The following is a 12211-nucleotide window of genomic DNA, read 5'->3' as shown; positions in this document are numbered from 1 at the left end:
GTGACCCAGACGCCTACCGACCGTTCCCTCAACGACCGAATCGTCTGGATCGACTGCGAGATGACCGGCCTGTCGTTGGAGCGCGACGCGCTCATCGAGGTCGCGGCGCTCGTGACGGACTTCGAGCTCAACCAGCTCGGCGACGGGGTCGATCTCGTCATCAAACCGTCGGACGAGGCGCTTGGGCAGATGGAAGACTTCGTGCGCGGCATGCACACGACCTCAGGCCTGCTCGAGGAGCTGGCAGACGGCACCACGATGCCCGAGGCGCAGGAGCAGGTGCTCAGCTACATCCGGCAGTGGGTCCCCGAAGCGCGGAAGGCACCGCTCGGCGGCAACACGGTCGCCACGGACCGCGGGTTCCTCGCCCGCGACATGCCGGAGCTCGAGGCGCACCTCCACTACCGGATCATCGACGTCTCCTCGATCAAGGAGCTGTCCCGCCGGTGGTACCCCAAGGTGTACTTCAACTCGCCCAAGAAGTCCGGTGGCCACCGCGCCTTGGCGGACATCCGCGAGTCCATCGCGGAGCTGAGGTACTACCGCGAGGCGGTGTTCGTGCCGCCGCCAGGGCCGGACAGCGACACTGCCAAGGGCATCGCCGCCCGACACGTCATCGACCCGGACTGAGTCTCTTTCAGTCTGGCGCGGTGGTGAGCGTGTCGACCCGCCTGACCGGCGAGGTGGTCACGACCACCGGGACCGAGCAGGTACTATTGGCGTCGCTCGCGCGACCGGCACCGTCCGGTCGTGTTGCATGGTGGGTGTAGCTCAGCTGGTAGAGCGCCGCGTTGTGGTCGCGGATGTCGCGGGTTCGAGTCCCGTCACTCACCCCAGCAGAAGGCCTCCGAACGCTCGTGGTCGGGGGCCTTCGCCTTCGTTGCAGCGCTGGGGCAGGATTGACGCGTGTTCATCGACTCGACAGCCAAGCGAAGGACGATCCGCATCACTGTGTGGGTCGCCATCCTGGGCCTCGTGCTGGGGGTGCTCGCCACCATCGTGGCCGCCGCGACCGCAGACGCGCACGCGGCGCTGAAGCAGGTCACCCCGGCGGATGGCGCGCAGCTGGACGCACCTCCAGGACAGGTGGTCCTGGTCTTCGACGAGACGGTCAGCAAGAGCTTCGCCACCGTCACGGTCACCGGCCCCTCGGGACAGGTCGAGAGCGGTCGGCCGGAGGTTGTCGGGGACACGGTGACACAGGTCCTCACGGCGAACCTGCCCTCCGGCGAGTACACCGTGGCCTTCCACGTGGTCAGCGACGACGGCCACCCGGTGTCCGACACCTCGCACTTCACCCTCACCCTCCCGGCGCCGGCCGGCTCCGCCTCGGGGTCCGCAACGCCCACCATGACGCCGCTCGACCCTTCCACCACGGCGCCCACCACCGCGCCCACCAGCCAGCGCCAGGTGAAAGTGGCGGGTGCGTCAGGGACGAACGACGGCGCCACCACCCGGGTGGCTCTGGCCGTAGGGGTGGCGGCGCTGGCCCTCGCGGCAGGCACCGCGCTCGTCGCGATGGCACGAGGCGGGCGAGACCCGGGAGATGGGACAGAAGACTGAGGTGGCGGGCCGATTTCACCCCCTTGGCCGCCTGCTGCTAATCTCTCCCCTCGCGCGCCATTAGCTCAATTGGCAGAGCAGCTGACTCTTAATCAGCGGGTTCGGGGTTCGAGTCCCTGATGGCGCACCATAACTCCAGGTCACCGGTTTCGTCGCTCTCGCTCAGGCCTATTAGTCACGGTTTATGGCCCGGTTTTGGGCCGGCGGCCTGCGCCCATGGCTCGCTGGATGGCCTCCGCCGCACCCGGGTTTGTGGGGCCGCGGCCCATGTAGACGTCCTGGGTCATCGAGGGGCGAGCGTGACCGAGCTGGTGGGCAATCGCCCGAGCCGACTGGCCCGCCTCGTCGAGGATGGTGGCGGTCGTCTTGCGGAAGTTGTGGGACGTGATCCAGGACAGCGCGTCAGCGTCGACCGGGGCGGCCGCAACCTCCGCGAGGTCCACGATGGCCTGCCGACGTACTGCCGGGACTGCGTAGTGGTCCAAGAGCGTGGCGACGTCGGTCCGGTCGACGCGGACACGCCCCGTCTCGACCAGACCGATCCGGGTCCGCGGCCAGCCCAGTTGGGACGCGGCGTCGCGCTGAGTGAGGCGGACGGCTCTGCGCGCCTTGGCCAGCTCGATCCCCAGGTCTCGCCGTGCCTGCTGCCGACGGGCGAAGCGGGCCTCCCGGAGCTCGCGTCGCACATTGCTGGGGTCGCGGTGGCCGCCCAGCGCGTCGCAGAAGATCGGTTCGTGGTCGCGTATACCGTGTGCGGCACGTGCCCTCAGCATGTCGAGGCACGTTTCCGGGAGCCTGAGCACCCGCTCTCCCGCGCTTGACTTGGTGGCTGCCCAGACAAGGCCCCTGCCCTTAACGCGGATCACCTGTCGACTGATCTCGACCTCACCGCGATCGAGGTCCACCTCCTGCCACAGCCCCCCAGGGCCTCACCGATCCGGACGCCAGTCGAGAGCATGAACAAGGTCAGGTCCGGAAGATCTGCCCTGACTGCCTTGGGGTTGGCGGCCAACGCCTCGAAGCAGGCGTCGCGCTCCGACCGGTCAAGGGCCCGCGGCCGGCGCCGCGGCTTGACCTCGAGGCGCTCCGCGTCCCGGACGTGGTTCGACGCCATGGCACCGTGCCTCACCGCGAGACCAAGCACGCCCGAGATGACGCTGCGGGACGACTTGGCCGTCGCGGGACTGACCTTGGTCTTGATCGTGCGGATCACGCTGTCCACGAGTGGGGTCGAGATCTCTCCCAGGCGCACCTCCCCCAAGGCGGGCAGCACGTGGTTGTCCAGCTGGCGACGATAGGTGTCGAGGGTCCCAGGGGATCTGCGGCCATCAGCCACCATGTCCGAGACCCGACCCATCCATAGGTCCGCGGCCGTGGAGAACCGGTCGACCGAGCGTAGTGTGCCGCCGTGCCGGACGGCCGTACGTGCACGCAGTCTCTGAAGCAGGTTGGCCTCCGCCTCGGTCTTGCTTCTCGCTCGGGTCTCGACGAGGCGCGTCACTCCGTCGAAGTCGCGGTACTGGGCGCGAGCACGCCAAGACGTCGGTCTCCCTTTGCGGGTGTTGGGGCCGGGAACGAAGCGGATCCGCACCCACGATGCCAGGGCAGCGGTTGTCTAGCCATATCGGGTTCTCAGGACGCGCACTGCTTGCAGCTGTCCACCCACGCGAGCACGTCTTCTGGGACGTAGCGCAGGTGCTTGCCAACCCGTAGGCACGAGAATCCCGGAGAAGCCACGGTGCACGTCCTGCTCGGGCGAGTTCGCCTCAATGGCGACGGACACTCGTGGGAGGGATCCCCCGGCGACCTGCTCATCATCCCGCCCGCCCGGCATTCCCTTGAGGCTCTTGAGGACTCCGCGGTCCTGCTCACGGTGGCGAAGACGGGCACCTGAATGGACATCGAGGGTCTGCGTTGGCACCCGCCTTCATGGCAGTGGTGCAGATGGTCGATGCCGGAAGCCGCTGCTTTTCGCCCAGAATGATGCAAGCATGGATGCCCCCGGATCTGTCGGTCGCGAACGCAAGGACCAACGATTGCTAGCCGAGGGCCCCAGCGACGCTTTCTTCGTCGGCGTCCAGTGGCGATACCACAAGGGTCCTTCAATTGAGGCTGCGGTGGGGTCGGGCTACGGTCACGCAGTGTCGGCGAGTGTCAGTGGCGGGCGGCTGACCGGACCGAGCGGCCGCTGATCTTGCGCGGCTTGATCTCAATGAAAAGGTTGCGAACGCCGTCCGCCCAGGGCACCGGTCCGGTCTCCCAGGCCGACGTGAGCAAGTGGTCGTGAGCGATCGCTTCAGCGAATCCGAGGACGAGAACACTCCAGCCCGACTTGTCCTGCTCATCGATGCCGTCGATCTCGAAGGCGACAGGCGTGCGTCGGGCGAGCCCGGCCAGGGGGCCATACCGGGAGGTGCGGAAGATCACGCTACCGGTGCGGTATTGATAGGTCACTGGCAAGATCTGCGGGCCCTCGGCAGCCACGAAACCGACCCGGCCGACGGTGTGTTGTGCCAGGAGGTCCCTGCAGTCGGTCTCTGACAGCTCAGCCAGATTGCCAGTGGAGGGTTTCTGCTCCTGTGGTGAGGTCATGACCAGACTCCGTTCATTGCCTCGGGGCGGTGAAGATGTAGCCCGTCGGGCCTTCGACCAGTCCTTGTGCCGCCCAGCCTTTCGATCTAACGCCGGGAGGAGTGAGTGCGGTAGTAGTCGCGCCAGATGATCCGGTGCACGGGGATCCATCGGGGCAGCGACCGGATGCCGGGCAGGAAGGGGACGAGCAGGAAGCCCAGGCTCAGCACCATCATCAGCGCCCAGACCAGCGCGTCGGCGTTCGGTGAGGACTTGAAAGGCTCGATCTGGTACCAGAACGTGTACAGCCACAGCCAGGACTGTCCTGGGTAGTTGCCGGTCTCGTTCATCATCCCCCACTGGTCGCCACTGAGGTGCTGTGCCACGGCGTGGTCCTCCAGGTAGGTGCCATCACCGAGGAAGAGGATCGACCCTGTGTAGTCGGTGTCGTAGAAGCCCGGCTCCCCCTGGATCACGCCCTGGAGGGCGCCGGAACTGGCCATCTCCAGCAGGCTCGCGCTCATCGTCGGCACGGGACCGTAATCACCTGATGTGACCTTGGCCGGGTTCCCGTCGGCCGCCGTGGCCAGTGCGTTCCCGTATGCCGTGGCCCAGGAGGCCCGCTGGCCGGGCGATGCTCCGCGCCAGCGGGTCAGCGCCGTGGACAACACGGGGCTCGCTGGCAGGGTTGACAGCGGCGTCACCACGAACTCGTTGGCGGAGTCCACGGGGATCCGCACGCCTGCGGCTTGCTGGGGGCTGAGGGAACCCAGTTTCTGCGCTGCGTCCGGCGTGGAGTTGTAGGGCGGCCCGTAGCCGGCGCTGGGGCTGGTGCCGGCGAGCTCGGCTGTCGCTGTTGCGACAAAGTCGCTGGGCGCCTGCTTGGCCCAGCCCTGCAGCGTCAGGCCTGGCTCGTCGGGTGACCCGAACACCGCGGCCAGGGCCAGGACCATGGCTCCTACGACGACCACGGCGATGACGAACTCCTTGACGAGGTCGTACTCGCGCTTGCGCCCGGCCCAGGGCTGGGCCGCGAGCTCGTCGGCTCGGCCGGTCATGACGACCCCTCGTTCGCGGGGTCTGTGGCCGCGGCCACGGCATCGGGGGAAGCCTCGATCGGGGGTACGACCCCCCGCCTGCGCACCAGCAGGACGTGCAGCACCACGATCACGCCGACGACCAGGGGAAGGAGCGCGACGTGCCACAGCAGCATCTGGCCGACGTTGGTGACGTTGAACCAGGCGCCGATGCCGACCGAGTTCAGGCCGTCCTTGGCCTCCGAGGAGATCCACTGGGAGTCGAAGTTGGTCTGCACGAGGTAGCCGGTGAAGGCGGCGCCGATCGAGGCGAGGAACGACAGCACGCCGGTCATCCACGTCAGAGCGCGCCCGCCCCGCCAGGCCGCCATCCAGAACTTGCCCCACAGGTGCACCACCATGAAGACGAAGAACAGCTCCACCGACCACAGGTGAACGCTGTTGACGAACCGTCCCAGCGAGGACATGTGGTACCACTGCGGCCCCATGACAGTGAGGGCAAGGCCGCTGGCGATGATGAACACGAGTGCGGCCAGCGTCGCGACCCCGAACACGTAGATCCAGGACACCACGTACTCCGGTTGTTCCGAGGGCATCAGCTCCTCCGGCGGGAACGCCCGCACCCCGCGTTCGCGCAGGCGGCCGGTCCATGTGCGATCCACCGTGTCCCGCCGTGGCACCATGCCGCTCATGGCCGACGCCTCGACATCGGGAATGGCACGAGGATCGCGGCCACGAACAACACGATGATGAACCCGATCACCACCAAGTTCGCCACGGAGATCTGGACGACACCCCATGAGAGGTAATGAGGAGGACTCGCCCCGAGCCTCACAGCCACGACCTGGTTCACGTTCATGGCGCCTCCCTGGAGCGCACCGCTGCGCGGTATCCCTTCACGGTACGTGGCTGGCAGGGCCCGACTAGAGCACAAAGTCCCGGATTCGCACAGCCCATGGGCGGTCCTTCCCCGTTGCTGATCTGAAACGTTGTATGGGTTGTGGACGGCGCTGCAGAAACTGAACGATTCCGGCGCCGTTGGCATACCACCCTCCTCCACGAGGTTCGAGTCCCGCCAGAGGGTCGATCTCGCCAGCGACTCCGTCGACGTTAGAGCTAGCACGACGATCGTTAACTTGGGCGAACGGCCAACGACGAGGATGCTGACAGGTCCTCCCGAATTGACTGCGACCACGACCGCGTTCCACTTGCGAGAGCTCAGTTGCGGTTATTCCTCGGTAAGCCAGTCTGGCGGGCTTGGTATCGAGCACTCGCGCCGGACGTCCTGGATCGCGGCGCGCAATGACCGGTTCGGCGACAGCCGCGCCAGTCCGTGCTCGAAGCTCGCAGTGGTCAGCACTAGCCCGGTGGCGTGACATCTCGACCGAACGGGCCGAATGGCTTTGCCAGGCCCTTGCGCCGGTCCACGGCCGCTACGGCCAGCGCGTGGTCGGGTGTGGCGTCGCTGGGCTCCGTGAGCGTTAGGCGTCGGGAGATGCGCACAGACCACCGCACGCTGGCCTACACGACGCGGTTGGACCAGCTGCTGTACGGGTGGAGTCGTTAGGCCGCGGATCGGCGGCCCGATCCGCGGGCCATCCGGCAGTGGAGGCTACTGCTTTTGGTAAGCGTCCACGACGCATGTACTTGGAGATGTGAGCGTCCCCGGCCCACCGCGGGGTCGGGTTCCCCGTGGGTTTGCGCCGGGGTTGGTTAGACCGGCCGGACCTGGGCCCGGGAAACCCACCACGGTGGGGTCACGCTCGCTCGACCCGGGTCCAGCCGGCCCAGCCACGCTCGGCGAGCAGTTCGCGCAGCCGGGGGACAACCGGGTGGTTGCCGGCCATCGAGTCGAGCAGCTGCACGAATGCCGGGTCGTCCATGTGCTCGTCCTGGCGGTCGAGCTGGCCGTTTTGGTCCGCCTCCTCGAAGAGTTCGACGAGCAGGTCGGCCATCTCTCGAAGGAGTGGCTCGTGGTCCTCGGCGCGGCTGCTGAGCAGACCGCCGATGAGCCGGTAGAACCGGACGGTCCTGGGGTCCTCGAGCTGTGCCCGCTTGTCGGCCATGAAGTACGGGATCTGCTCCGGATACCGGGCCGCGATGAGGATCCAGGCGTCCCGCTCGGCCTCGACCAACTGGTCCGGGGCACCGATGCGACGCACGAGCTCGAGGTAGTCGGTCACCTCCTTCGGGACCGCCAGCGTGTCGCCGCCGCCCAGCTGGGCGATCCGGCGGCGGTGGTCCTGCAGCTCGCGGATCTCGCTGCGCAGCCGCCGGTCGATCTCCTGGAGCGCGGCCGCGAAGGTCTCCGGGTCGGCGTCGAGCAGCGCCTGTACCCGGGCCAGGGGCACGCCGGCCTCGGCCAGCGTTCTGATCCGGATGAGCCGGACGACCGCGCCGGCGTCGTACGACCGATAGCCGGAGCTGTCGCGTCCCGGCTCCGGCAGCAGTCCCTTGGCGTGATAGTGCCGGACCGCCCGGATGGTGACTCCGGCGTACGACGCCAGCTGTCCAATGGTGAGCATGCCTCCAGCCTGCATGGTCAGGAGATCTTGCGGCGGTAGACCATCATCGCGATGCCATAGGCGAGGACCAGGACGCCGACGCACCAGGCCAGCGCGGCCCATATGTCGTTGCCGACCGCCTGCTCGGCGTACAGGTTGCGGATCGTGTTGACGATCGACGTGACGGGCTGGTGCTCGGCGAACCAGCGCACCGGGCCCGGCATCCTGTCGGTCGGCACGAACGCAGAGCTGATGAACGGCAGGAAGATGATCGGGTAGGCGAACCCGCCCGCACCGTCGGTGGACTTCGCCGCGAGGCCCGCGATCACGGCGAGCCAGGTGAGCGCTAGCGTGAAGAGGGCGAGAATCCCGGCGACCCCGAGCCACGTGAGCACGCCGGCGCTAGAGCGGAAACCCATCAGCAGGGCGACCAGGACGACGAGTGCGAGGGAGGCGAAGTTAGCCACCACCGAGGTCAGCACGTGCCCCCACAGCACCGCCGAGCGTGCGATCGACATCGACTGGAACCTCTCGAAGATGCCACCCTGCAGGTCCAGGAACAACCGGTACGCGGTGTAGGCGATCCCCGACGCGACCGTGATGAGCAGGATCCCGGGCAAGAGGTAGTTCACGTACTTGACGTCTCCGGTGTCGATCGCGCCGCCGAAGACGTAGACGAAAAGCAGCAGCATGGCGATCGGCGTGATCGCGGTCGTGATGATGGTGTCCGGGCTGCGCAGGATGTGACGCAGGGACCGGCCCAACAGGGTGGCGGTGTCGCCGAACAAGTGCTTGTTCATGACTGGCTCCTCACAGGTCCGCGCCGTCGGGGACGGCCGTAGCGCTCCGACCGATCACCGCGAGGAAGACGTCTTCGAGGGTCGGCTGCTTCTCGACGTACTCGACCTTGGCGGGCGGGAGGAGCCGTTTGAGCTCCGTGAGCGTGCCGTTCACCAGGATCCGGCCCTGGTGGAGGATCGCGATGCGGTCAGCCAGCGCCTCCGCCTCGTCGAGGTACTGCGTGGTGAGCAGCACCGTCGTGCCGCCGGCGGCTAGCTCCCGGACGGCCGCCCACACCTGGAGCCGCGCCTGAGGGTCCAGACCAGTGGTCGGCTCGTCGAGGAAGATCACCGGGGGGCCGCCGATCAGGCTCATCGCGATGTCCAGCCGGCGACGCATCCCGCCCGAGTACGTCGACACCCGGCGGCCCCCCCCGTCGGTTAGCGAGACCCTGGCCAGGAGGGCGTCGGCGGTGCCGCCGCGGTCCGCCAGGTGCCGCAGCTTGGCAATGAGCACCAGGTTCTCCCGCCCGGTGAGGATCTCGTCGACCGCGGCGAACTGCCCGGTGAGACTGATCGACTCGCGCACCTCGGCGGCCTGCGTCGCCACGTCGTAGCCGTGGACCACGGCCGACCCGGCGTCTGCCTTGAGCAGCGTCGAGAGGATCCGGATGAGGGTCGTCTTGCCGGCGCCATTGGAGCCGAGGAGGGCGAAAATGCTGCCCCGCGCGACATCGAAGTCGACCGCGCGCAGGACGTGCACGTCCTTGAAGGACTTCTCCACGCCCTGCACGTGGATGGCTGGGTCAAGAGTCATGACCGCACCTTCCGCTCCGCGCCCTCGATCGCCCCGGTCAGCTGAGCGCGCCCCTTGTCGATCCACTGCTTGCCGCCCCACCCGTCGGCAACCCTCTGGCCGAACTCGACCCGTTCGTCCCCGACGATCGCACGGATCGGCGTCCGGTCGGCTGCGGCTCGCTGCTCCCACGCGTCGGTGAAGTCGCCGAACATCTTGACAACAGTTTCGCCGTCGGTGACGCCGCCGAAATACACCAACGACCGCTGCAGAGCCTCCAGGACGCCGGCGTACGGCTCGAGGAGCGCATCGATCCGGGCGACGTACTGACGGTCCTGCATCTTCTGCTCGAGCGATCCGGTGACCAGCTCGACCCACTTCTCGGCCATCTCAGCCTGCCTCCCGGTGAAGCCCCCGCGGGCCCGTTCCATGCGGAGGCTGTGCTGCCTCCAGACCTAGCCTGCAGGGCTGACCCCGCGTCAAGGTCAAGGCCTGCGCGGCGTCGGCGAGGGCGACGCGCGAATGGAGCGAAACAGCCGCGAGTTGCGGTGCCGCCCGCCGACCAGGTCGGCTCAGCCCTGGCCATGAGGCGGGCCAGAGCGTCCGCAGCATCTCCCTAGAGGACGACGGCGGCGCCCATGGCAACGGTCCGGTCCTCGGGCAGGCGGAAGTACTCGATCGGCGAGGCGGCATTGTGCGCCAGGCCCAGGAACACCCGCTTGCGCCAGGGGCTCATCTCGCGGCCGGGCCCCCGCTGCAGGCTGATGCGTGAGAGGAAGTAGTAGACCGTGTCCGGGTCGATGTCGATGATGCCCTGGTCGCGGGCCACGCCGAGTGCAGCGGGGACGTCCTGGTCCTCCTGGAAGCCGAACCGCAAGGTCAGGTGGGTGATCGCGTCGTAGGGGTCGCCGAGGTGGTCCAGCTCGACGCGATCCTCGTCACGGACGTGGGGAACGTTCTCGGACGTGGTGGTCACGATCAGCACGTTCTCGTGGATGACGTGGTTGAACGTTGCGTTCTCCCGCAACGCCAGCGGGGTCGAGTCCTTGTTCGGGTGCAGGAAGACAGCCGTCCCGGTCACCTTGTCGACCGGGTCCCCGTGCAGCCAGTCAACGAAGGGCTCCAAGGGGCCTTCCATGTCGGTGCGTCGGTCAGTGACGAGGGTGCGGCCGCGCTGCCAGGTGAGCATTACCGTCGCAACGACGAGGGCGATCAGCAGCGGCAACCAGCCGCCGTGGGTGACCTTGGTGAGGTTGGCGCCGAAGTAGGTCAGCTCCAGCACTGCCAAGGGCACGCCCAGCAGTACGAGCCGGCCCCGCCCCCACCCCCATGCCGACTCGGCATAGATGAGGAAGAGCGTCGTGGTGATCAGGAAGGTGCCCGTCACGGCCAGGCCGTAGGCCGTCGCCAGATGCTCGGCGGAACGGAACAGCACGAGCAGCAGCATCACGCCGACGAAAAGGGACCAGTTGACGGCCGCGATGTAGATCTGTCCACGCTCACGCGTGGAGGTGTGGCGCACCGTCAAGCGCGGTAGGTAGCCCAGACGTTCGGCCTGACGGGAGACCGAGTAGGCGCCGGAGATGACCGCCTGGGAGGCGATGACCGTGGCAATCGTCGCCAGCACGACCAGGGGGATCACGAGGACATCGGGGGCCAGGCGGAAGAACGGGTTCGCCGCCGTGCCGGGGTCCTTGAGGATGAGTGCGCCCTGGCCTAGGTAGTTGAGCGTCAGAGCAGGAAACACCATCAGGAACCAGGCGCGCCGGATGGGCCCAGCTCCGAAGTGCCCCATGTCGGCGTACAGGGCCTCTGCCCCGGTGATCGCCAGGACGACGGCGCCCATGGCGACGAATGCGGTGACCCGGTGTTCCGCCACGAAGAGCACGGCGTAGTGGGGTGACAGCCCGCGCACGATGGCCGGGTCACGCGCCACCTGCGCGCCTCCCAGTACCGCGAGCACGGCAAACCACAGCACCATGATGGGGCCGAAGAACCTGCCCACCAGGTGCGTGCCGAAGCGCTGGACGCCGAACAGGACCGCGATGATGACGGCGCCGATCGGCACCACGAGGTGGTCCAGTTCGGGTGTGGCGACCGAGAGGCCCTCGATCGCTGACATCACGGAGATCGCCGGCGTGATGACGCTGTCGCCGTAGAACAGGGAAGCCCCCAGGACCCCGAGCAACATGACGAGCCCGAACCGCCTGCCACCAGGCCGGACCGCCCCGCGCGCCAGAGCCGCCAACGCCATGACGCCGCCCTCGCCGTCGTTGTCGGCCCTCAAGATGAAGACCACATACTTCACCGACACCACGAGCGTGATCGACCAGAAGACCAGCGAGATCACGCCGTAGACGTCGCCGGGCGTGGGCTTGACCATGTTGTGGTCGATGGAGAAGACGGTCTGCACCGCATACAGCGGGCTTGTGCCGATGTCGCCGAAGACCACGCCGAGGGCGCCAAGAGCCAGCGGAACCCATCCCCTGCGGGAGTCGTCGGGATTCTCAGTCACAAGTCGAGGATCCTCCCATGCAGGCGCAATCGATGACCATCCGCGTCCCTGGGTGTGGCTCACCGGTGCGCCCGGCCCGGTGCGCGAGCCCATGGAGCAGTCGCTAGAGGGGCGTCAAGATCCGACGGTGCGCCGCTAAGGATGCGTTAAGGGTCCTATCGAGGCGTCCAGGCTGCGGCAGGCTGACGCCGTGAGCGGTCAGCGTATTCACGTCGGGGTTTCGGTTCAGGCGGCACAGCGGCTTGGCCACGGCGTCGCCCTGACGTCGGCCGGACTTGTTGTCCAGGCTGTCGAGGACCACGACATGGTGTTCTTGCAGGCCTACAGCCCTTCCGACTCGACCCGGTCTTTCTTGCTCAGTCTGACTCATCGCCCGGTTGTCGAGGGAATCTCCTCCCTCACTGCCCTGGGGAGATTGCACGCCACATGTTGGGGCTTGGCGTTCG

At 67.5% G+C, this 12211-nt stretch carries 14 protein-coding genes and 2 tRNA genes; 5 read left to right on the top strand and 11 right to left on the bottom strand.

Going from position 1 to position 12211, the window contains the following annotated elements; genetic code table 11:
- The 4 genes from orn (at position 1) to PHA84_RS07915 (ending at position 1693) form a co-directional block, all read left to right on the top strand.
- Positions 1 to 630 (top strand): oligoribonuclease, encoded by a 630-nt coding sequence (gene orn / locus PHA84_RS07930; protein WP_270887563.1) that lies wholly within the window; start codon positions 1 to 3, stop codon positions 628 to 630.
- Between the two features lie 130 nt (positions 631 to 760).
- Positions 761 to 836, top strand: a tRNA-His gene (locus PHA84_RS07925).
- 70 nt (positions 837 to 906) lie between these two features.
- Positions 907 to 1563, top strand: a complete 657-nt coding sequence (locus PHA84_RS07920; protein WP_270887562.1) for a copper resistance CopC family protein — start codon at positions 907 to 909, stop codon at positions 1561 to 1563.
- Positions 1564 to 1617: 54 nt separating this feature from the next.
- Positions 1618 to 1693, top strand: a tRNA-Lys gene (locus tag PHA84_RS07915).
- Between the two features lie 52 nt (positions 1694 to 1745).
- Here the strand turns inward: PHA84_RS07915 and PHA84_RS07910 are convergent.
- Both PHA84_RS07910 and PHA84_RS07905 read right to left on the bottom strand, forming a co-directional pair.
- Positions 1746 to 2336: a helix-turn-helix domain-containing protein gene (locus PHA84_RS07910; protein WP_270887561.1), complete on the bottom strand. Its 591-nt coding sequence runs from the start codon at positions 2334 to 2336 to the stop codon at positions 1746 to 1748.
- Between the two features lie 89 nt (positions 2337 to 2425).
- Positions 2426 to 3064 (bottom strand): phage integrase central domain-containing protein, encoded by a 639-nt coding sequence (locus PHA84_RS07905; protein ID WP_270887560.1) that lies wholly within the window; start codon positions 3062 to 3064, stop codon positions 2426 to 2428.
- Positions 3065 to 3262: 198 nt separating this feature from the next.
- On the opposite strand from PHA84_RS07905, the gene PHA84_RS07900 reads away from it, so the two are divergent.
- Complete coding sequence (locus PHA84_RS07900) at positions 3263 to 3457, top strand: cupin domain-containing protein (protein WP_442952853.1); 195 nt, start codon at positions 3263 to 3265, stop codon at positions 3455 to 3457.
- A 260-nt stretch (positions 3458 to 3717) separates the two neighbouring features.
- Here the strand turns inward: PHA84_RS07900 and PHA84_RS07895 are convergent, their stop codons facing one another.
- From PHA84_RS07895 to PHA84_RS07855, 9 genes are all read right to left on the bottom strand, one after another.
- The gene (locus PHA84_RS07895; RefSeq protein WP_270887559.1) at positions 3718 to 4155 is read right to left on the bottom strand and encodes a pyridoxamine 5'-phosphate oxidase family protein; all 438 of its coding nucleotides are present in this window, start codon (positions 4153 to 4155) and stop codon (positions 3718 to 3720) included.
- Positions 4156 to 4241: 86 nt separating this feature from the next.
- Positions 4242 to 5192: a hypothetical protein gene (locus PHA84_RS07890; RefSeq protein WP_270887558.1), complete on the bottom strand. Its 951-nt coding sequence runs from the start codon at positions 5190 to 5192 to the stop codon at positions 4242 to 4244.
- A complete protein-coding gene (locus tag PHA84_RS07885) occupies positions 5189 to 5863 on the bottom strand; it encodes a cytochrome b N-terminal domain-containing protein (RefSeq protein ID WP_270887557.1) in 675 nt (224 codons plus the stop codon). The genes PHA84_RS07890 and PHA84_RS07885 overlap by 4 nt, the downstream gene beginning before the upstream one ends.
- Positions 5860 to 6030 (bottom strand): hypothetical protein, encoded by a 171-nt coding sequence (locus PHA84_RS07880; protein ID WP_270887556.1) that lies wholly within the window; start codon positions 6028 to 6030, stop codon positions 5860 to 5862. Before PHA84_RS07880 ends, PHA84_RS07885 begins: the two co-directional genes overlap by 4 nt.
- An 898-nt stretch (positions 6031 to 6928) precedes the next feature.
- Positions 6929 to 7696 (bottom strand): MerR family transcriptional regulator, encoded by a 768-nt coding sequence (locus PHA84_RS07875; RefSeq protein WP_270887555.1) that lies wholly within the window; start codon positions 7694 to 7696, stop codon positions 6929 to 6931.
- 17 nt (positions 7697 to 7713) lie between these two features.
- On the bottom strand, positions 7714 to 8475 hold the full coding sequence (locus PHA84_RS07870) for an ABC transporter permease (protein ID WP_270887554.1): 762 nt from the start codon (positions 8473 to 8475) through the stop codon (positions 7714 to 7716).
- Positions 8476 to 8485: 10 nt separating this feature from the next.
- Positions 8486 to 9271, bottom strand: coding sequence for an ABC transporter ATP-binding protein (locus tag PHA84_RS07865; RefSeq protein ID WP_270887553.1), 786 nt, complete (start codon positions 9269 to 9271; stop codon positions 8486 to 8488).
- Entirely contained in the window at positions 9268 to 9681 is a 414-nt protein-coding gene (locus PHA84_RS07860) for a DUF1048 domain-containing protein (RefSeq protein ID WP_442952852.1), read from the bottom strand. The genes PHA84_RS07865 and PHA84_RS07860 overlap by 4 nt, the downstream gene beginning before the upstream one ends.
- 185 nt (positions 9682 to 9866) lie before the next feature.
- Positions 9867 to 11765 (bottom strand): potassium transporter Kup, encoded by a 1899-nt coding sequence (locus tag PHA84_RS07855; protein ID WP_270887552.1) that lies wholly within the window; start codon positions 11763 to 11765, stop codon positions 9867 to 9869.
- Positions 11766 to 12211 lie beyond the last annotated feature (446 nt).

It is taken from the genome of Pedococcus sp. 5OH_020 (genome assembly GCF_027812955.1).
Classification (GTDB): Bacteria; Actinomycetota; Actinomycetes; order Actinomycetales; family Dermatophilaceae; genus Pedococcus.
Note: the sequence above shows the minus strand (reverse complement) of the source record. Positions and strands in the feature narration are given on the sequence as shown.